Source organism: Nocardia uniformis NBRC 13702, from assembly GCF_001613345.1.
GTDB lineage: Bacteria > Actinomycetota > Actinomycetes > Mycobacteriales > Mycobacteriaceae > Nocardia > Nocardia uniformis.
In genome coordinates this window covers 48824-69117 of record NZ_BDCE01000033.1, presented here as the reverse complement: position 1 = coordinate 69117, position 20294 = coordinate 48824, and the positions used below count along the sequence as shown (strand labels likewise).

The 20294-nt window shown below is 63.3% G+C and carries 24 protein-coding genes; 22 read left to right on the top strand and 2 right to left on the bottom strand.

Annotated features, from left to right (window positions below; all coding sequences use genetic code 11):
- The first annotated feature begins 19 nt into the window (after positions 1-19).
- The 10 genes from NU1_RS09300 (at position 20) to NU1_RS09260 (ending at position 8679) form a co-directional block, all read left to right on the top strand.
- A complete protein-coding gene (locus NU1_RS09300) occupies positions 20-334 on the top strand; it encodes a hypothetical protein (protein ID WP_067519476.1) in 315 nt (104 codons plus the stop codon).
- 8 nt (positions 335-342) lie between these two features.
- Complete coding sequence (locus tag NU1_RS09295) at positions 343-657, top strand: YbaB/EbfC family nucleoid-associated protein (protein WP_245720023.1); 315 nt, start codon at positions 343-345, stop codon at positions 655-657.
- Between the two features lie 128 nt (positions 658-785).
- Entirely contained in the window at positions 786-1100 is a 315-nt protein-coding gene (locus NU1_RS09290; RefSeq protein ID WP_067519401.1) for a hypothetical protein, read from the top strand.
- Entirely contained in the window at positions 1097-2428 is a 1332-nt protein-coding gene (locus tag NU1_RS09285) for a hypothetical protein (RefSeq protein ID WP_157552065.1), read from the top strand. Before NU1_RS09290 ends, NU1_RS09285 begins: the two co-directional genes overlap by 4 nt.
- Before the next feature lie 38 nt (positions 2429-2466).
- The gene (locus tag NU1_RS41235) at positions 2467-2682 is read left to right on the top strand and encodes a hypothetical protein (RefSeq protein ID WP_157552064.1); all 216 of its coding nucleotides are present in this window, start codon (positions 2467-2469) and stop codon (positions 2680-2682) included.
- A 66-nt stretch (positions 2683-2748) separates the two neighbouring features.
- The gene (locus NU1_RS09280) at positions 2749-3090 is read left to right on the top strand and encodes a WXG100 family type VII secretion target (RefSeq protein ID WP_157552063.1); all 342 of its coding nucleotides are present in this window, start codon (positions 2749-2751) and stop codon (positions 3088-3090) included.
- Between the two features lie 37 nt (positions 3091-3127).
- Positions 3128-3439 carry a hypothetical protein gene (locus NU1_RS09275; protein WP_067519397.1) on the top strand — a complete coding sequence of 104 codons (312 nt, stop codon included), beginning with the start codon at positions 3128-3130 and terminating at the stop codon, positions 3437-3439.
- Between the two features lie 230 nt (positions 3440-3669).
- Positions 3670-4845, top strand: coding sequence for a DUF7373 family lipoprotein (locus tag NU1_RS09270; RefSeq protein ID WP_067519395.1), 1176 nt, complete (start codon positions 3670-3672; stop codon positions 4843-4845).
- 55 nt (positions 4846-4900) lie between these two features.
- The gene (locus tag NU1_RS09265; protein ID WP_067519393.1) at positions 4901-6778 is read left to right on the top strand and encodes a serine/threonine-protein kinase; all 1878 of its coding nucleotides are present in this window, start codon (positions 4901-4903) and stop codon (positions 6776-6778) included.
- Positions 6775-8679 carry a serine/threonine-protein kinase gene (locus NU1_RS09260; RefSeq protein WP_067519391.1) on the top strand — a complete coding sequence of 635 codons (1905 nt, stop codon included), beginning with the start codon at positions 6775-6777 and terminating at the stop codon, positions 8677-8679. Before NU1_RS09265 ends, NU1_RS09260 begins: the two co-directional genes overlap by 4 nt.
- 61 nt (positions 8680-8740) lie before the next feature.
- Here NU1_RS09260 and NU1_RS41230 read toward each other — a convergent pair whose 3' ends face one another.
- Together NU1_RS41230 and NU1_RS09255 are read right to left on the bottom strand one after the other, a co-directional pair.
- Positions 8741-8911 (bottom strand): hypothetical protein, encoded by a 171-nt coding sequence (locus tag NU1_RS41230; protein ID WP_157552062.1) that lies wholly within the window; start codon positions 8909-8911, stop codon positions 8741-8743.
- A 39-nt stretch (positions 8912-8950) separates the two neighbouring features.
- Positions 8951-9154, bottom strand: a complete 204-nt coding sequence (locus tag NU1_RS09255; RefSeq protein ID WP_067519390.1) for a hypothetical protein — start codon at positions 9152-9154, stop codon at positions 8951-8953.
- Between the two features lie 227 nt (positions 9155-9381).
- On the opposite strand from NU1_RS09255, the gene NU1_RS09250 reads away from it, so the two are divergent.
- The 12 genes from NU1_RS09250 (at position 9382) to NU1_RS09195 (ending at position 20280) form a co-directional block, all read left to right on the top strand.
- Positions 9382-10248: a DUF5753 domain-containing protein gene (locus NU1_RS09250; RefSeq protein WP_067519388.1), complete on the top strand. Its 867-nt coding sequence runs from the start codon at positions 9382-9384 to the stop codon at positions 10246-10248.
- 6 nt (positions 10249-10254) lie between these two features.
- Positions 10255-10593 carry a DUF397 domain-containing protein gene (locus NU1_RS09245; protein ID WP_067519386.1) on the top strand — a complete coding sequence of 113 codons (339 nt, stop codon included), beginning with the start codon at positions 10255-10257 and terminating at the stop codon, positions 10591-10593.
- Between the two features lie 162 nt (positions 10594-10755).
- On the top strand, positions 10756-12699 hold the full coding sequence (locus NU1_RS09240) for an HNH endonuclease signature motif containing protein (protein ID WP_067519385.1): 1944 nt from the start codon (positions 10756-10758) through the stop codon (positions 12697-12699).
- 368 nt (positions 12700-13067) lie between these two features.
- Complete coding sequence (locus tag NU1_RS09235) at positions 13068-14825, top strand: hypothetical protein (protein ID WP_157552061.1); 1758 nt, start codon at positions 13068-13070, stop codon at positions 14823-14825.
- The gene (locus tag NU1_RS09230; protein WP_067519381.1) at positions 14822-15610 is read left to right on the top strand and encodes an ESX secretion-associated protein EspG; all 789 of its coding nucleotides are present in this window, start codon (positions 14822-14824) and stop codon (positions 15608-15610) included. Before NU1_RS09235 ends, NU1_RS09230 begins: the two co-directional genes overlap by 4 nt.
- 72 nt (positions 15611-15682) lie before the next feature.
- Positions 15683-16048 (top strand): hypothetical protein, encoded by a 366-nt coding sequence (locus NU1_RS09225; protein ID WP_084521123.1) that lies wholly within the window; start codon positions 15683-15685, stop codon positions 16046-16048.
- A gap of 24 nt (positions 16049-16072) precedes the next feature.
- A complete protein-coding gene (locus NU1_RS09220; protein WP_245720022.1) occupies positions 16073-16360 on the top strand; it encodes a YbaB/EbfC family nucleoid-associated protein in 288 nt (95 codons plus the stop codon).
- A gap of 106 nt (positions 16361-16466) precedes the next feature.
- The gene (locus NU1_RS09215; RefSeq protein WP_067519377.1) at positions 16467-16781 is read left to right on the top strand and encodes a hypothetical protein; all 315 of its coding nucleotides are present in this window, start codon (positions 16467-16469) and stop codon (positions 16779-16781) included.
- Positions 16778-18121, top strand: a complete 1344-nt coding sequence (locus NU1_RS09210) for a hypothetical protein (RefSeq protein WP_067519376.1) — start codon at positions 16778-16780, stop codon at positions 18119-18121. The genes NU1_RS09215 and NU1_RS09210 overlap by 4 nt, the downstream gene beginning before the upstream one ends.
- 27 nt (positions 18122-18148) lie before the next feature.
- Positions 18149-18463 carry a PE family protein gene (locus tag NU1_RS09205; protein ID WP_067519374.1) on the top strand — a complete coding sequence of 105 codons (315 nt, stop codon included), beginning with the start codon at positions 18149-18151 and terminating at the stop codon, positions 18461-18463.
- A 6-nt stretch (positions 18464-18469) separates the two neighbouring features.
- Entirely contained in the window at positions 18470-19495 is a 1026-nt protein-coding gene (locus NU1_RS09200; RefSeq protein ID WP_067519373.1) for a PPE domain-containing protein, read from the top strand.
- The gene (locus NU1_RS09195; RefSeq protein ID WP_067519371.1) at positions 19492-20280 is read left to right on the top strand and encodes an ESX secretion-associated protein EspG; all 789 of its coding nucleotides are present in this window, start codon (positions 19492-19494) and stop codon (positions 20278-20280) included. Before NU1_RS09200 ends, NU1_RS09195 begins: the two co-directional genes overlap by 4 nt.
- Positions 20281-20294 lie beyond the last annotated feature (14 nt).

The following is a 20294-nucleotide window of genomic DNA, read 5'->3' as shown; positions in this document are numbered from 1 at the left end:
AACGATGGATGAGGGCCTCATGTCGACAGCAACGACACGGACCGGTTCGATCACGGTCCAGACCACCGAACAGGGGTTGCCTACCGGCATCAATATCGAAGCCGACGAGTTGCGACGTGATCCCGGCGAACTTGCGGGAGAGATTCTCCGACTGTGCCGGCAGGCGGCGAACCGGGCGGGTATGGCCCGGCGGGAACAGTTGGAGGCCGCTGGTGTGCCGAGCGAGATGCTGGCGCTGACCGGGCTGCCGAAGCCCGAGGACGTCGCCCGGCAGGAGCAGCTCGAGGAGCAGGACTACGACGTCGAACCGGAAAGCTGGTTGTGGTCGGTATGAGTCGGGCGATGGATGAACTGGAAGACCGGGCACGACGCCAGCTGCACCGCATGCGGGAGCTGGGAGAGCAAACGTCCCGCATTCGGGTGCGGGAGGTCTCATCCGATGGTTCCGTGACAGTTGAGGTGGATGGGAACGGCGCTCTGTGCGACCTGGACCTAACCTCGGCGATCACGCGGCTATCGGCGCGGGAGTTCGAGGAAGTGCTGGTGGAGACCGCTAATCGTGCGGCGGCGCAGGCCTTCTCACAGCGTGGTGAACTGATTACCGAGTTCAATGAGGAGGCCACCGAGACACAGACTCAGGTACGACGGAATGGCTGACTTCGGTATGTCACCGATTCTTTACGTGCCCTTCGCGTGATCTCCAGCCAATGGCCAGGCAATTGGGCGGATGATCCGATACATTGACAGGCAAACACCTTGATCGAATTGCGTGACAGAGGTTTTCGATGAATGAGATCGTCGCAGTCCCCGAAGCGATCAGCCGATATGGCGACGCTGCCGCAGTGATGGCGGCGAATGTGGGCACCATGGGTGCGGCCAATCAGGCTGCGACCGTGGCGGCCGTTGTGCCGGTATTCGGTCTGATCGGCCAAGACTTCTTGGCGGCCTTCGCGGTCGCGCAGGCGAATAATCTGTTGTCGGTGAGCGAACTCGCCATCGTGCACGCGGCTACCGCCGTGACCGCGTACGAAGGAGCCGGCGCATATCGAATGAGTGAGGACACAGCGGTCACCGATTTCGGTGCGATCGGTCGTCAATGATGGACGCACCCCTGGACCAGACCGTTGCAGACCTATTGCGGCAGAGTTCGGTCGGGCCGATGCTCGACCGACCGGTGGGCGATGTGCTGAAGGATATGGGCCTGCCACAGCTGCCCGACCTATCCGCGCTCCCGCCGCTGCCGGAAATGCCGCCGCTCCCGCTGCTCGACCTGTCAGCGCTCCTGCAGCCGATCACCAACCTGGCAAGCAGCTTCGGCACCGGTGTGCTTCCCAGTGCGGCGGCTCCTGCTCAAACCAGTGACGGTGGCACGGGCGATGAAGTGAAAGCCACTGATACGGCGGTAGATCCGGCCGAACTGCTTTCGCAGGTATCCACCGGACTCCAGACGGCCATGACCCTGGGTACCTCGGTACTGCAGATGGCGATGACCCTCTGGCAGGGCATGGGCGCGAATGCCGCTGCGGACAAGAGCGCGGAAGCGAGCAAGGACACCGCGGCGGTGGCCACGCAGAGCGCGGCGACCTCGGCCGGCGTGGTCTCCGCTTCCGGCACGGTGTTCCGTGGGGCGACCCAGATGTCGGCGATTATGGCGAAGTACATGACCTCGGTCGTCGCGGCCGGCCCGTTCATCGCCACCCCGCCCGGCCAGGCGTTCCTACTGGCGGCCACGACCGAGACACTTGCCGAAGCACTCACCGTGATCGGCATTACCCGCGGTGAACTCACCGTGCACAGCGCGGAGATGTCCAGCACCGGCCAGAAGGTCCCGGTCACCAACGCGCCCACAGGCGTCGACCCGTCGCAGATCATGTCGCAGCTGATGTCGATCCTGCCGACCCTGGCCAGTACCGCGACAACCGGTATCAAGTCCATCTCCGATGCCTATACCGCTATGAATCCGACTGACACCGACAAGGATTCGGATAAGGCACCCGGCGACAGCCCCGACAGCACGCTCGGTGCGCCGATAGCGGGCGGAATCGGTGGAGTAGGCGGCGCGGCCGGAGCAGTAGCGGCGGCCCGCCCACTGTCCGAATGGGGCGGCGGCCGACAAGTCAGCAACGGCCCCCTCGGCACGGCAAGCGCCGGTGCGCCAGCGTCGTCTCCGACCAACTCCAACGGCGGCGGCGCCATGCGCGGTGCCGGTATGGGCGGCGGCATGATGCCGATGGGCGGCGCCATGGGCGGGGCCCGCGCGAGCGGGGATTCCGGCGACGACAGCGTGCGGTCCCACCTGGTCACCGAACAACACGGCGACGAGGTAGTAGGCGAAATAGACAGGGCGGCAATGCCCGTGGTGGGCGCCGCCAAACCCGCCGCAGACGCCGCCGGAGACGACCGCCCGGATCAGGCACTCGCCCTGTAACGGGTAGGACACGCTATGATCTCTGCGCGGGGGGTGCCATGACGAAGAAAACCGGAAAGGGCTGGCCGACAGCAATCACGCTGTCCGGCGTACAGCCACGGTTACTGGTATTCGCGGTCATCCCGCAGCCGGATCCGGGGGACGGCGCGGTCACTCCGAACCAACAAGCCTGGGCCCATTCTCTACCCGGCTCCGATCATCGCGTCGCGTATGCGAATTCGATGGTTGTGGACGGAGGAGGGTGGATGCCCTAGCTCTGTGCAGGATTACGACGAAAATTTACGTGACAAATCAGGCTGTACCACAGGAGGGTGGAAAACATGAGTGGTGAAATTAATTTCCAAGGCGCCGAGGCGAACGCTGCCAAAGAAGAGATGGCCGACGCGGTCATCGCGGTCCGGATCACGATCAACGAGGTTACGGAGGCTGCAGGTGCTGTGAAGCGGGGCTGGCAGGGCGATGCGAACCTTGCGTTCGACGCAGTGGCCAGCAGCTGGGAGGACGAAGCGCAGCGGCTCCAGGGCATCCTCAACCAGATGACCGAGACGGTCGGTGACGGCAACACCAAGTACCAGGCGATGGAAGCCGATAACGAGGACTTCTTCAAGAACGCCGCTGGTACCCACGACCGGGCTTCTTCTCCGCACCTGACCAACCTGTAATTCAAGATCAGCGTAGAGTTTCGAAAGGATTCGACATATGAAGTACAACGAAGCTGCTCTCATTGAACTGCAGGAGTCGCTGAGCGGCGTTGAGGGCAAGCTGAAGACGCAGGCGGCCGCACTGCTCGATGCCGCCACCAAGCTGGAGCAGTCTTGGGAAGGCAACGAAGGTCTCGCTGGCTTCACCATCGCGAAGAACGCCTTTGACGCGGAGTTCGGCCGGGCAGATGGAGAGGATCCCAACTCCACCATCGGCCACGTCAGAAAGCTGGAGCAGGCGGTCGGCAACGCGCTCATCAACGCTAAGAGTGCTGACAAGGGCGTTGAAGGCGCCTTCAGGGGAGCCTGACGACCCCAGCCTCACGGTAGCTCCATAGGCCCGCTTCCCTCACAAATGTGGGGTGAGCGGGCTGATTGGCGTCAGCCATCAACTCTCACCGGAGTTGTGGGACGTTCTCGGATGGAGTTCTTGTCGGCCCGGTGCTAGGTTCACCACGGTCTGAGCTCGCTCGGGGTCGGCGCAAGCTTTTGGTGCACGTGCCCACTGTCGAGAAGACTTGTGGGCTGGGGGAGAGATGTATGCGGTTCCTATTCAACAGATTCACCGCCGCGGCGCTTGGTCTGCTGATGGTGGGACTGTCGGTATCCTGCGGAAATGCCGGCAGCACACTGGATTACGGCCCCTATCCAACACATCGAATCGATGGGGACTACGACGACCAGCCCAGCCGAGCACGTGGCATCCTGGCGGAATCGCTGAGACTTGGGGAAAGGGTTGTCCAGGCGAGCGATATCGACCCGGACCTGACGGTCGGGCGTGGTGGTGGGCCGCTCGCCGATCACCACGGTGTGATCGCCGGCGTGCTATCCGGACCGCAAGGGGTGGCCCTGGAAAAATTTGACGTCGTAGCAGGATTCAGTGCACTTGCCGCAAGCAAACCCTATGCCGATGGAAATCGGCAAGAGAAGTTCCTGGCTGTCTCTCTCATTGCTTTCCCCGACGACCAGACGGCCGCCGCTGCGGCACGAGATATGGCACGCGAGGACTTCGAGACCGTTGAGCAAAATACGCCGGTGACATTGGATGGCTATCCGCAGGCACTCAACCACTGGCAGCCTGGCGTACCGACCGTGGGCAGCTGGCTGGCCTGGAAATCGCTGGTAATCCGCATTCTTGCCCAGTTGCCGGAGCCGGATCTCGACCGCCTGACGGACATGGTGGCACGAACCTACCAACTGCAACTGGCCGAACTCGAATCGTTCACGGCCACATCGGTTGGGGATATTCCTACGCTGCCATTGGATCCGGACAAACTGCTGCCACGGTTGGTCAAGACAGGTGACTACGCGCCCGATGACTACACCTTCGCCATCTATGGGCCGCGCGCATTCGCCGTGATGATCGACAATCCTGCCGCCGAAATCCAGGAGTTTGAGGCCAGGGGGGTCACCGCAGTCGGTGTCTCCCACAACAAGTTCCTATATCGAACGCGCGACAGCGCTGCAGCGGCTGGTCTCTCTGTCTACTTGGACGGGAAGCGGGGCCAATCGGAGTACGTGCCGATGCGCGGCGTCCGAAATCTCCCCTCTGTGACCTGTTCTCAGGCAACAGTTCCATCCCCGTCGCTGGAAGCCCGCCGCTTCCGTTGCATTGTCGTCCGTGGCGACCTGGTGGCGCAGTTGTACAGCAATCAGGAAACCAACATTCGCTGGATGGCCGCCGCCCAATACGCAGTTATGGCGGACGCACGGTGACGCGAGGCTCGATGCTGGTCGGTGCTACGGAGCGGAAGTCCGCAGGAGGAACGGTATGAAGGCGCTGACGCCAGCGGATCCGCCATGGCTCGGACGCAATCACATGCTCGCTGTCATCGGCCGGGGTGGAATGGGACGAGTATTACTCGGTCGCACGCCGACCGGAAGACTGGTGGCGGTCAAACAGATTCACCGGCACCTGGCCGACGATCCTGAATTCCATGCACGATTCGAACGTGAGGTGGCGGCCAGTCGTCAGGTTACCGGGGCCTATACGGCCGCAGTCGTGGATAGCGGGACCGAGTCCGAAACTCCTTGGTTGGCAACCGAATACATTCCGGGGCCGGATCTCGGTGCGGTGATCGATGACTGCGGTCCCATGCATCTCGGCGGGTTACGGCTGTTGGCGGTCGGACTGGCTCTGGCACTCGAGGAGCTCCATCGGGCGGGACTCGTGCATCGAGATCTCAAGCCCGGCAATGTACTGCTCACCCCGGAGGGACCACGGGTCATCGACTTCGGTATCGCCCGAAGCCTCGATGGTGACTCCACGATGACGGCGACCGGTTCAGTGATCGGGTCACCCGCATACATGTCCCCGGAGCAAGCCGAGGGCCGCGACCTGACACAGGCCGCGGATGTTTTCTCGGTAGGAGCGATCCTGGCCATGGCGGCAACCGGGTCCAGCCCGTTCCCCGGCAATTCCACGCCGCAGATTCTCTACAGCGTGATACGAGCGACACCAGATATCGAACGTGTGCCACCTTCTGTGCGTGACCTGGTTGCCGCATGTCTTGAAAAGGACCCGGCGAAGCGCCCCTCCGCGAGACAACTGCTGGAGGCGGCCGGTCGCATTCCCGCCGAACCAGTTTGGCCGCAGTCTGTGCTGAATCGAATCGCCGAGCACCGCGCCGATGCCGAATGGTGGGTGGAAACGGCCGCGAAGCAGGCCAATCAGCAGGAGCGCTTGGAGCGGATGCGTCAGCGCCGTCGACGCACGCTACGTGCGGTGGCGGTTGCGGCGGTTTCTGCGCTTGTCATCGCGGGTACAGGTGTCACCGTCTATCAGTGGGCACGGCTGCCGGGGTATGCGGAACCCATGACCGACCCCTCACTTGCTCTGACGCCGGAAGAGCTGCGGCTGATCGATACTTGCGAGTTGCTCGATACGGTGGTCGCTGGCCAGTTCGGCGCCCGAACTGGCGATTTGGCGCAATCTAGTATCGGCTGCGGGACCGATATCACTGACGACACCGAGCGGAAGCTCAGATACGTCCTCCAGGTCGGCGAATCGTCCGGGTATTCCGAGGATAGCCTGAACCCTACCGGCGAAACCGTCGGTTGGGCACCGATTCTCGGCAAGGATGACGGTAGTGAGTGCGTTCGTTCGGTAATTAACCAGAGCGGCGCTCGAGCCATGATACTGATGCGGGTGTATGCACTGGACTACAGCGATTGTGCGAATGCTGACCAGGCATTCCGGGCCGTTGTCGAACGATTGCTCGTATATGTGCCTATGCGAAAACTACTTCCGGAATCAATCTTGCGTCTGGACCCCTGCTCACTGTTGGATTCCGAGCTATCTCTCTCAGTAGCGGGCGATCCCGCGAAGCGCAGCGTCGAACCCCGCCGATGCACTGTCGACGGTAGCGATTCTTCCTTCCAGATTGAGCTGGTGGAGCGTACACGCCCTGACCTGACGAGCTCGTTCATATCGCCTGCCACCGTTCAGATTGGCGACTATACGGTTTACTTCGATGAACGCCAGGTGGATCAATCATCCTGTGCGCTAGAACATATGGTCCGGCCAACTACTGGTAAACGCGCCGAGATCGTGACGTTCACCATCGACAACTACGGTGACGCACCGGACGCCTGCGAAAAGGCTGAGCGAGTACTTGCCGACGTGCTTCCTAGGCTGCCGAGATCATGATTGTTCAGCCGCTCGTCGCCAATGATCCGCAGGTCATCGGCCGGTATCGTGTACTCGGTGTACTCGGTTCCGGTGGTATGGGCCGAGTTCTGCTCGGCATTGGGCCAGATGGCCGGTTCGTTGCGATCAAACAGATTCATGCCCACCTATTGGACGAGCCGGAGTATCGGGCACGGTTCCGCCGGGAGGTATCGGCCAGCACGCGGGTGTCCGGCGCATTCACCGCACCCGTGATCGACTTCGATGTCGATGGCCACACACCTTGGCTGGCTTCGGTTTTCGTGGTCGGCATGCCGCTGGACAAAGCAGTCCAGGAGAATGGGCCGCTGCCGATTCCGGTCGTCCGACTGCTGGCCGCTGGTCTCGCCGTGGCCTTGCAGGAGATTCACCGATCCGGTCTGGTGCACCGCGATCTGAAGCCCGGCAATGTGCTGCTGACGGCTGACGGTCCGCGCGTCATCGACTTCGGCATCGCATTGCTGACCGAGAATCCCAGTGGCCTCACCGAAGCTGGTTCGACAGTCGGATCCCCGGCGTATATGTCGCCGGAACAGGCACTGTCCGAGTCGGTTTCGTATCCCAGCGATATGTTCTCCCTAGGGTCATTGTTGTTCATGGCCGCTACAGGGGCGAGCCCGTTCGTGGGCGGATCACTGGCCTACACGCTGTTCAATATCGCGCACACCGCTCCGAACTTGGAGCCACTTCCACCGGAGCTGCGCGGGCTTGTCCAGCCCTGTCTACACAAGGACCCGCGTGCCCGGCCTACTCCAGCGCAGTTCCTCGAGCACATTGGCCGACTGTCTGAGCAGACGATGCCGTGGCCGGCTTCGATCCACGGAGCCATCGACCAGCAAGCTCGCGAGCTGGTTGCGCTGACGGCGAACCCCGATGCCACGCAAGTGGTTTCCATGTTGGGGTCAACGACGACCAGGTCTGCGGGATTGCGACCCGGGCAGGCCAAGCCAGATGCCACCTCCGCCCAGCGACGTGTCGCCCGCCAGGTCGTATTCGCGGCCTTGGCTGTGTTAATGCTGGTAGTCGCGGGCATCGCATGGGGTCGGGTGAGCGGCGATCCGATGGGGGCAGAAGCGGATGGCTCGATGCTTACTCGACTCAGGGAGGCCGACACCTGCGCCTGGCTGCGACAGGCTCTGGACGGGTCAGTACCGGATGGCTCGGGATGGCCAACCGACATATCCACCTGGCAGTTTTCCACGAGCTGGAATTGGGGATGCGAGGCGGAGACAGCCGGTGGAAAGATGGTCGTCGAGGCGGGAGACAATCTTCAGTTCTACAAGCCAACGGGTCAGGAGATTGATGGCCTGGCGATCTTCGGTGCGACGACTGGTGCCGGGTATTGTGCACGTGCAGCAAATCTCAGTGATATCGATGAACAATGGGGCGTCAGCGTCAGAATTAATGGCGACGAGGAGCGGTGCGGCCTCGTTGATCATGTGCTCACCCGGCTGATGTCCACGCGGGATACGGTTCCCGCGCTTACAGATTCCGCTTCGCTGGCCGTGGTCGACCCATGCGGACTTGTCTCATGGGACTTCTTGAACGACGCAACAGGCCCAATTCCAAAGAAGCCATCGGAGTTCTCCGCTCACTCCTGCGTCTGGGAGGGTTCACAACCGGTCAAAATAGAGTTGCGTCGCTTCAACAACCTCTCCGTTGAGCGCTCCATCGATTTGGGGGATGGAACAAGTCTGGACGTCCAGGCGCAGCCGGTAACGACGAGTGTCTGCACCCTCTATTACACCTATCAGGAGGTGGGTGATCAGCGGGAAGCGGTGACGGTTTCGGTTTCCGGTGGGAGCGGCGGCCAGGAAGGCAACTGCGTCACCGGCGAATCGGTCATGCGTCAATTGATCCCCGAGCTCCCGAAGCTGAACTGACACTGCCGCTCGCCGACCAGAACTATTCCGCGAGAACAAGTCCCGCGTGAGTATGCATCCGTTATGCGAGCAGCCAGTAGCGTCCCTGATCTTCTCGTTCGATGCGGGCCCGGATGTCGGCGACAGTATTCCCGGCGGTATGAGCCCCACGGGTACGCCCGGCACCGGCGATCCAGCCGATCGTCACCCCCGATCCTGTGCCGAGGAGCACGAACAGCAGTTCTCCAATCATGCTGACCTCCTGGTGTTTTCGGCTGGCATCGTAGTGTTGTCAGTGTCTGGTGGTCAGGCGGCTCAATCCATCGGTGCCCACCTGTAAGAGGTTCCGCAGCGCTGCTTCGCTGAGGAAGAGTTCGAATCCATCGGGACCGCCGAACACGAGTGTGGCCGCGTCGTCTTCGGGATGAAGCAGGAGTCGAATCGGACATTCGTCGTCGACACAGGCCCAGATGCCCACCTTCAACGTTTCGAACATTGCGGTACCTCCCCGAATTGGACTGTCGTGCGGATAGTTCGGCTCTTGCCTGCAGCGCGGCCGAGCGACCTGCCCCGCGGACGATTGGAGATCAGAGTGTGGGCTACGACACATTGAAGACTACGGCACTTAAGTTAAGTACTCAATAGGCTGTGGTGGTCACTGTGGCCTGTGCTGTACGGTAAATCGGACATAGTTCAGCGACTTCCAATGAGGGAGAGCTCGCGATGGCCCACGTATCTCCTACCGTGGCGGGGTGGGAGCTCATGCTCCGAATCCGTGAGCAGGGCAAGGCAGTTGGGGTGAAGGCGAGCGCGATCCAGCAGGCTCTGGATATCAGCGCGGCCTATTGGTCGCAGGTTACGAACTACCGCGGCATGTTCAGTGAGGGCAAACTCGAGATCCTGATGGAACTGCTCGAGTTCGAGCCGGACGAGCAGCGGGAACTGTGCGCGCTTCGAACGGCCGCGCGGCAACGAGGCTGGTGGAGTGGGTATTCCGCGCTCTTTGACGACGGTCAGATGCGGTTCTATGGCATGGAAGACGGTGCGCGGAGTATCCGCAGTGTCGAAGGCGGCGTGATCCCAGGACTCCTGCAGACCGAGGACTACATTCGAGCGTTGATGTCGTCGATCGTCTATACCGCACGGCCCACCGAAGTGAACCAGCGCGTCCGCGCTCGCTTGGAGCGTCAGCGCCGTCTCGACGGACCCGACGCGCTTCAACTGTCCGTGATCATCGGTCAGGCCGCGCTGATGCAGGAGGTTGGCGGACCTGAGGTGCAGCGCAACCAACTTCGGCATCTCGGCGAGATGGTTGAGAAGTATGACGACAACTTGGATCTGCGTGTTATCCCGTTCAATGCCCGGGATTCGATTGCTGGCCTCAATGTCGCGACATTCCATCTGTTGGACTTCGAAAGCACCCGTCTGCCAACGGTGGGTTGGTTGGACACGGCCATCTACGGCGAGCTGACCGAGGATCGCGCGAAGGTCGAGGCCTTGGACTACCTGTACCGCCAGTTGTTCACGATCTCGCTCGGTCGCGAGGAGTCGTTGATGCTGATCGATGAGATCGCAAGTCGGATAGTCTAATTAATCATGCGAGTGGCCTGGTTCAAATCGACGTTCAGTAGTGCGGAGAAGACGTGCGTCGAGGTCGCATTCCGCGATGATGTCGTGCTCATCCGTGACAGCAAGTACGCCGGGCGTGTTCAATGCCAGCCGATTATTTCCGTCTCGAATGGCCAGTGGTCAGGGGTGTTAGAGCTCGTTTTGTCTGGAGCAGCCGGTCGTGTCGACCAGGTCTTGACCGTTGGATTGGGTGACGACGGTTCTGCCGCGCTCGTTGACTCTCATGGCACGGAACTACTGTTCAACGCCGCTGAGTGGGATGCGTTCGCGAAAGGCGTGGCCAACGGGCAATTCGATCGCCCGTGAGTCGGTAGGTCCGGATCAAGGATGTCCTGAGCGGGCCGGATGGCGTCGAAGGCTGTGTGCGCGAACTGATCTGGACCCCCGTTTGATGATCGCTGAAGATTAGCTCGGCATGTCGTGTGATCGGCCTCCCGTGTCGGGGGCGGCTCGAATAAGATCGAACGTATGAGCGATTCCGCCGAGCTTGACCTCACCAGCTACGAGCTGGTTGAGCGGCTGGAGGCGGTGCATGCGCGGGTTGCGGTGGGGCAGGCGGAGGAGGTTGCGTTGATGACGCGGCTCTACCGCATGCGGCGGGCGCAGCAGATCGAACTCGGGGTTGCCGCCCGGTATGCGGGCGAGTCCACGGCCACGGAAATCGGTGTGAACCTTCATGTTTCGCAGCGGCATGCGGACGGGCTGATCGCATTGGGGCTCGGGTTGGAGCAGCGGTTGCCGTTGACGCGGGCGGCGTTCGCTCGGGGGCGGGTGGATCTGACGCGGGTCCGGGCTATTCACGACACGCTGGTGAACGCCCCCGATGAGTTGGTCGAGGCCCTGGAGGAGCGGATCGTCGAGTACGCCGCACGAAACGATCCCGCACGGTTGCGGCGCGCGATTCGCAAGTGGCTGTTGGAGATCGACCCCGCCGGTGCCGTGCGGAGGCGCAAGGAGGCGGAGCAGGAGCGATACGTGAGTGTCCAGGCCGCTGATAATGGGACGGCGCTGCTGGACGGGGTGCTGCCCGCTGCCGGTGGGTGGGCGCTGTACGAGCGGTTGCGGGAGATGGCGATCACCGACTGCTGCGGTGCGGATCCGCGGTCGATGAATCAGCGCCGCGCCGACGCACTCATCGCGCTCGCCGACGGCAGCGGGCGGCTCACCTGCCAGTGCGAGCGCGGCAACTGCCCGCGCACCGGCTCTCCGGATCCGGCGAATTCGGCACGTCGCGCACTGGTGCAGGTCGGCGTCTCCGCCGAAACCCTGATCGGCATACAGGACAATCCGGGTCTACTGGCTGGATTCGGTGCCATCGATGCCAACTTGGCCCGCCAGATCGCTCGTCACGCTCGTTTTCAGTTTGTACCCGAAAACGATCACGCCGCCAGCGGGTTCGGCATGTCTGTCGCTTCCGCGGTGACAACTTTCTCGGGAGGTTCACACCGTGCGATATCGCACGTGGAATGTGCCTCCGCACAGACAACTTCGGCGGTCGGGTCGCTGTCCGGCGCAGCGCACGTCGAGTGCGTTGCGGCGGTGATGACTTCAGTGGTCGGTCCGCGACCCGCCGGGCTGGACGCGGGCAGTGCTTCCGGATCTCCTGACGTGTCCGACTCGTCTGCCTCGGTCGACGCGCGGTGTGCTGCTGTCGTGGCGGCTGCGGCGGGCGGTCGGCTGCTCGGCGTATCTCGGTCGGGGAGCGCTGCTGCGGTGACGACTTCGGGGGCGGGTTCGCTGTCTACTACTTCCCAGCCGGGGAACGCTGCCGTTTCGGCGCGGCTGGGAAGCTCTGACATCACCGGGGACGGCGGGGCAGGGCCAACCCCCTCTGCTGTCGATGCTGCGGAGTTGCGGTATCGGCCTGCCCTGTCGCTCGCCGCGAGAGTACGAGCGATCGATGGCATCTGCCGTGCACCAGGCTGCCGGACTCCGGCGATAGCCACCGATCTCGACCACCAGAGCCCGTTCGATCACCATGACCCTGCCTCCGGTGGCCCGACCACGGCGGCGAATCTGGGCTGCCTCTGCCGTCGCCACCACCGGCTCAAAACTCTCGCCGATCACGGGCGAAACGGCTGGTCGGTCATTCATCACCCGGACCGTCGGGTCGAATGGCGCACACCCACGGGCACTTCGGTGACCACCAGCCCGGAAGGGGCGAAGTTCCTGTTCCCGCACAACCCGATACCACCGGCCGCCGAGGTACCCGATCCGGAATTGGCTGAACCGTTACTGAATCCCGGCAGAATCGTCAACGCGCTAGCCGAGTTGATTCACGTCTATGTACCGCCTGGCGAACGGCGGCGTAGCAGCGCCACCACCAAACCCGGTACCCCACGGTTGATCGGAGCGGTCGTCGGTACACGCAATCCATCAGTTGATGTCGACGCCGCAGCGGCACCCTTCTGATACTGCACAGCCCCCCCGGTGATTCCGGCGCGTTCTTGGCCGGAATCCACACGATTTGGCACAGCACCTCGTGGCGTGGATCCCGGCCAAAAGCATGCCGGGATGACGAAGGTCGAGCCAGCAGAACGCCCAAGGCGCCCCCCGCCGCGTCATGATACGGTCGGGCACGTGTTCAACCGGCCAGCCGAGTTCAATGGTGGCATTCGGCGGCTCATAGTGGGGCTCGCCCCGGGTTCTCGGATCGCGGGTGAGCGAGTTCTCCCCGGGCGAGACTGATGACGTAGTGGAATGATCGGGGGGTTCCAGTGAGTAGCGAAGGCGCTCCTACATTCGATGTCCTGAAGGCGAATGTGGGCTCGGAGACGCTCATGTTCAACGTGGAGTCGGCCACAACGGCGCTGAACGCATGTAGCGCGCTGATCGGTCACCTACTCGCTGTCCAGGCATCCGTGGCTGATGTTTCCGGCTTGAGTCCGTTCGCCGGCCCGGCGGGCGGATTCCCGTCCGGGGCCGAGCTGGCCGACGAGTACTCCACCCTGGCGGGCCAGCTCCGCGATATCCTGGGTTCGCACCTTACCGTTGTGCGGGATATGGCGGACACTTTCAAATTCGCCGCCAAAGCGTTTCCGGCCGCTGAAGATTCGTCCGTCGATGACTTTGTGAACATATCTATGACAAAGACGGCGAGCGCGCCGATAGCCGCTCCGCCGGATCCCGGCAAGGTGACGATTTCCGACTCCGCACCCAATCCGAGTAATGGTGCGTTCAGCGATATCTATGGAGTCGCCGCGTATCAAATGCCGGACGACAGCCGGGCGGTGCAGCCGGAAAACCCGTACCAGAAGCAGTGGGAGAACCTGTTCGACCTGGGGGAGAGCGTCAATGCCGCCATCGCGTCGGTGGCCGGAAGCCGCTGGACCTGGATGTCCGGCGAAATCCGTAGCGCCTTCGAGGAATTCAACACGGTAACCGGTGAGCACAAACTTCTGGAGGGGTGGACGGGACCTTCGGCAAGCCAGGCCGTCGGTGCTGTCAACAGGTGCGTAAGCGATGGGACAACGCTCGCAACCATGATGGCCTCGATCGGCACGGATCTGACGAGTGCTGCTGAATGGCTGCAATCCACCAAGGCCACCATGCCGCAAACGCGTCAGGCGCCGACCTCATCTGGGGGCCAGGGACAACCAGGTCTAGCGGTACCCGCTACGGGTCAGCCGGGTTTAGCCACGTCCGCGGACAGTGGCGTTCCGTCGCTCACCGGCCTGGCTCTGCCCGGCAGTGAGATCGGTGCTGGGAATTTGGCGCAATACCAACAGAATTGCGAAACATATTATTGCGCTGGAATTATCCAGTACAACAGCAACCTTCGGACGCTTCCGAAACCATTCGGAACTACCGCGGGCATTCCGCAGGAGCCGGGCAATACCAAATCGCCCACCTCTCAGCGTGAAGGAACGCAGCACCCGACCAGCCCGCCGACACCGTCCACGCCGTCTACCCCAACAACTCCGTCCAGCCCGCAAACTCCGACCGAACCGGAGCAGCGGCCGGAAACCACGAATCCCGAGCAGCAGGACACCGATCTGACGCAGTTGGCGCAGGCGATTCAAACCCTGGCGCAGCAGGCCGCGACCGCCGTCGAGAAGGGCATCGAGGCCGCTCAGCAGGCGGTGACGCAAGGGATTACGGCCGCGCAGGACATTGTGGAACAGGTTCTTCAGGCGCAGACACCGCAAGAGGAGCAGCAGAGTCCGGTCGATCAGAATTCCCTGATTTCTGCTGGAAATCCCAATCTCTCACCTGGTTCGACCAGCCCGACCGGCGCCGGCGGTGGCAGCCCGGTCAGCACGCAGACACAGGACACGCTCGCCTCGAAGTTGTTCCCGCGCGCAGCAGCTGCCGAAGAGTTGAATTCGACGACCACATCGACATCGCGTGCCGGGTTGGCCTCGGGCTCGGCAACGCCCGCGGCGATGCCGATGGGTGGTGCCCCCATGGGAGCGGCCGGCGCCGGGCAGGGTCAGCAGAAGGTGGCCCAGCGGGCGAGCTATCTCGATTCCGTCCGAAATCTAGACGAGGTCGTGGGAGACATTCCTGCCGCGGTGACACCGGTAGCCGAGAAGTGACCCGCAGTTGGCAGTTCGAGGATCTCGAGTTTGTTGTCCTGTGGGAACAGCTCGCGAAAGACTTTCTGCCGGAACCATTCGTCTTCCTGAGTAAGACGCCGCTCTACTACGACTACCTGCGTGAGAAGCGCGAAACTGCCGAACGGCTGAGCGGGATGCGCGACGGGTACTTCGCTGATGTCCTGAAATTCGTGGTGAATCCCGACATTCGGATTGTCGTCAATGGTTGGGATGGGCGCGATCGGGAGCGAGCGGACGGTCGAATCAGGATGTTGGCAGCTCGCAAGGGTGGCCGCGGTTTTCTCATCACCCAGTTGCCAGGTGAAACCCATTCGCACGGTGGTGGGTTCACTGTATCCGAATGTGATCCGCTCGCGCTGCCCGATGTAGTGGTCGGTGCGTTGCCGACCGCCGAAGCCGGCGCGCTCGGAGAAATCCCGTTGACCGCACCTGCGGCGACGTGTGACGAAATCGATTATGACTACGGCCGTTCGCCGGTCGGGGTCGTGTCCGAGGAGCGGGTTGGTGCGCTGTCCACGAGATTTCTGCGTACGACACCGCAGGTAATGGGCACGATCGACGTGATTCAAGGGGAATCCCTATTCGGTCCGCGAGGAATCAGCCGACACCGGTTGGAGTGGCGAGACCTGCCCGATAGCGGTAGGTATGCCATTGGGCATGCCGCACCGTGGAAGGCTGTTTCCGTCGACTCTGCCCGCCTGATCTCGATGATCAATGTTCGTATCGCCGATGTCATTCGAGTTATCAAGGCAGAGCGTCGGTGAATACTCGAAGTGGCTGGCGGTTCCCGACTGCCCTATGGTATCTCTACACGTAGGTTCGGGAGGGAGCTGTAGATGGCTGATGAGGGGGCGGTGAGTGCTGGTTCCGCACCGGCGGAATGGCCCACGGTCACGGCGATCTCGCTGACGGGGACGATCAAGGTGCGGACCACCGAGCAAGGTCTGCCAGTGGCGCTGCGGGTCGATCCGTCGGAACTGCACCGGGATCCGGCGCACTTGGCGAACGAGGTGCTGCGGTTGTGTCAGCGCGCCGCGAATCGCGCGGGGTTGGCGAAACGCAAGCAGCTGGAAGAGGCCGGCGCGAGCGCTGCCACCTTGGCTTTGACCGGCCTGCCCACCGAAGCCGAAGTGCGACAGCTGGAACAGGCCGAGGAGCTGGATTACGACATGGAGCCCCGAAGCTGGCTCCGGACTTTGTGAGGAGGGGGACACATGGTCGGGTCGATGGATGAGCTGCAGGCGCGAGTCCAGCAGAAGCTGTATCGGATGCAGGATCTGCGCGATGGACTGGCGGCCGTCCGGGGGCGGGAGACGTCCGAGGATGGCGTCGTCACCGTGGAGGTCGACGGAAATGGGGCGTTGAAAGATCTGGCGTTCTCCAGCGGGATCTCGCGGCTGACCCCGGATGAGCTCGAGCGGATCGTCGTGCAGACGGCCGCGGCGGCGGCGCGCGTCGCGTTCGAGCAGCGCGCCGAGCTGGTGAACGAGTACACCGCCGAGCTGGCTCTTTAACCGTCCATTTAACACTTCCTTAGAGCACTGTTTACGCTTTGAACTCTGGCACAGTCGTTTTCGCGTCTGTAATGTTCTACAAGATCGATCATTCCGGGAGGGAATCATGGCCGGTATCGTGGAAGCGGACTTTGGCGCTATCACTACGTACGGCAGCACGGAGGCGGCGATAGCCACGCAGGTGGCGGGGGCGGCAGCCGCCGATGTGGCTACCGCAATGGCCACGGCCGTGCCGGTATTCGGACTGATCGGCCAGGACTTCCTGGTCGCGTTCGCGATAGCGCAGGGCAACTACCTGCTGTCCTCGGCCGAGATCGCGGCTGTGCACGGGGGAACGGCCGCCAGCGCGTACGCCGCTGTCGGCACCTACGGAGCCAATGAGGTGTCCTCGGCGGCGAACTTCTTGTCGACAATCCTGTGACTGATACGGCGAACCCGACGGTCCTGGACGCATTGCGAAGCACTGCGGCCGGGCCATTCCTGGACCGTCCGGTAACGGATGTGCTGGGCGATCTGGGGCTGCCGCAACTGCCGCAGCTCCCGGAAATACCGGGGTTGCCGGAACTGCAGTTGCCCGCGCTGCCCACGATCGATCCGACGGCGCTGATCGAGCCGGTGGTCGAACTGCTCACCGGATTCGGATCGGGCAGTTTGGGTAGCGGGTTCGACCCCACCACACTGCTGTCGTCGGTGGCCGACGTACTGACCTCGGCGGCGTCGCAGAGTTCCTCGGCGATGAGCAAGGTCAGCTCCAGCTGGGTGGGTGACGCCGCGGTCGCCGCGCAGGCGAAAAGCATTCAGGTGCAGCAGGATGCCCTCAACGTTGCCGCGCAGGGCCAGCATCAGAAGCTGATCCTGCTCGATGCCGAGCGTGTCGTCGCCCAGGGGTACGCGGAAGTCACCGGCATTATCGCCAAGTTGATCGGCCAGCTGATCGCGGCCGCGCCGCTGCTCCCCACTCCGGCGGGGCTGCCGTTCATGATCGGACTGGCGACCGAGGCGGCGGCCGAAGCCGGTGTCGTGGTGGCCAAGACGCGCGGTGAGCTGACCGTGAAGACCATGGAGATCGCCGGCGCCGGAACGAAGATCATGGTCGCCGGGGCTCCACTCGCCTCGAATGCGGCGGCATTGGCGAATGCCGTGAACACCGCGGTGCAACCACTCACCAGTATCGCCCCGACGGTGGCGGCGAAGGTCGTGGAAAAAGGGACCTCGGTGGTATCCGCCGGGTCGGATGCGGTCAGCAAGATCAGCTCCACCGGCCAGCAACTCCTCAGCGGCCTCAGCCCGTCGACCACACAGACACCGACTACCACGCCGACCGGTACGAAGACCGAAGACAAAGACAAGAACGACAAGTCGACCGACACCGGCGGCGATGGTGGCGGTGGTGGCGGCCCCAGCGGACTGATCGGTGGAGTTCCCGCCGGTGGTGGGTCGCCGTCGCAATTGAGCAACTGGAGCGGAGCCCGGGGCGGCCTCGGTGACGGCAGTCCCGCATCCGGTTCGCCGAGCAGCCGCGCGTCGAACCAGAGCACGCAGGCACAGACGACCAGAACTTCGCCGGGCATGATGCCCGGAAGCGGTGCGGCAGGCCGTGCGGGCGACGCCGGTGCCTCCGGCGACCGCACCACCAACACCAACCTGGTGACCGGATCACACGGCGACGAAGTGGTCGGCCTGATCGAGGGCGTTTCGATGCCGGTCGTCGGTGCGCTCGATGATCTGCAGGAACCGCCGGACAAAGAACTCACGCTCTGAAAAACTGGGTGTAACAGGAGGATTGACATGGTCGCGAATGAATTCGACGGCGTGCGTTTTGATCCGGTGGCAGCGAACGATGTCGCGACGCAACTGGATGAGCTAGCCGACCGTCTCATCGGTGGACTGCAGGATGAGCAGACCAAGCTCACCTTCATGCCCGCCGGTGCGGATGAGGTGTCCGTCCGTGCCTCCGGCACGCTGAACGCGGTCGCCGTGAGCTTTCAGGAACAAGGCGGACTCGGAGTCGACGAGCTGCGCAAATTGGCCGGGACCCTACGCGCGCAGTCCGCGCGTTTCGGTCAGGCCGAGGAGCGCAGCGTCGCGGATTTCGCTGTCTGATCGAGCATGCTGGAACCGACGAAACCCGGCTTTACCGAGACGGTCTGGGAAGCCAGGCCGCCGGAGCAGTTGGCCCGAGACCTGGTGACGGGTGTCGGTGCCGTGCCCGCGGCCGAAGCCGGTCTCGCATGGGCGCGTCTGAGCGCGGGTTTCGCGGCAGCGGCGATCGAGTACGAGCGGATCTTGAGTCTGCTCGACAGCGCGTGGGAGTCGCAGAGTGGCCGGGAGGTGGTCGAGCGCGTCCGCGCCCTGCGCGACTGGTTGGCCTCCTCCGCGTCCGCTGCGGCCGGTAATGCCGTCCAAGCCGAAACCCATGCGGCCGCATACGAAATCGCCAGGCTCGCCATGCCCGACGCGGGTGAGGTCGAAGCCATTCACGATCTGCAGAAGACGCTGGAACAGGTGGGCACTGCGCTCGGCGCCCCCATGCTGGGCAAGATCGCGCAGGTGGACGGCCAGGCCGACGCCGCCAAAGCGGTGGCCTCGCGAGTAATGCGCACCTACGAGGCGGCAACGGAATCGCTGGCCACACCGTGGCAGCATCAGGCTCCGCCGGTAGTGACATCTGGCGAAGCTCTGACCGCTGGTACACCGGAAGGCGCACCGGCGAATCAATCTCCGGCCGGTCGCGGGATCCCGGGCGGTATCGGTCCGATCAATATCGCTCGGGTGAAGACGGACTATCGCGGCCGCAGCACTACCCAGGTGTCGGCGACGCCCGTGCAACCGGTCACCGCCGCACCCTCGAGCACAGTCCAGTCGGGTTCATCGATGCCGCTCGGTCCCGCCGGAATGGGACGCGGTGGCGGGCAGTCCATCGAAGATCACACTCCCCGCATGAGCCCGATCGGTGCACCGGCCGGTGAGGGCGAAGGGCTGACGTCGGGCATGCATGTCGCGCCGGCTGTGCTGGGCGGTCTGGATCCGAATGCGCAACGGGTGCCGGCCGATATCGCGATCAATGCGGGGCGCGCCGAGACCGAGCCCGCTCATGGCACCGGCTCCGGCACCGCCGAGGAGTCGGCGACGTGATCACACTCACCAACGACGGTGTGATCGCACTTGCGAGCCGGCTCGATATCCAGACGCTGCCGCTGGTGCTTTCGATTGCACCGCAACAGGATTCGTATCGCGAATGGGCGGCGGCGCAGGAGCGGGCGGTCGCGGAGTTGACCGACACCCGGGTCCTCGACCACCACGGCGAAGTGAACGCGGAGACCGCGGATGCGCTGCACATACTGGCGCAACCGGATATCGAGTTGGCGGTGCGCGCCTTCAGCGATGACAGTCGGCTGCGCGTGTGTCTGGCCCGGCGTGGACACGGGCACGCGGTCGCGGTCCGCCGTGGCGACCGTATCGACATTCGCTCGGTCTGGTCCGATGGATCGGGTACCGCGCTGGCACGGCCGATTCTCGAGGCGCTGGGTCCGTGTCCGCCCGCGGAGGTGGCCAGCTTCAGTGCGCTGGCCACCGAGCTGAGTGAACGCCTGGACGCGGCAACGAAGTCGGAGGACTACACCGACGCCGTGTACGGCCTCGGCGTCAATGATCGCGATGCGACCAGCTATGGCCTCGCGCTCGCGTCCTGCCACACCTATGCCGAGGTGGTCGCCTACTCGCATATGGACGGTTTGACGGACCGCTCCCCGGGCGGTGTCGTGGTGTACGACACCGCCCGGGGCCGGATTGTGGCCGCCTCGGGCCTCGCATCCGACCAGCAGGTATGGTCCACGCTGACGCCTGGTACCGATCATCGAATCGCACAGGCGATTTCGGCGCTCATCGAGTCGTTGCCCGGGGGCCGGTGGCTGCCGTAGACCACGGCCACCCG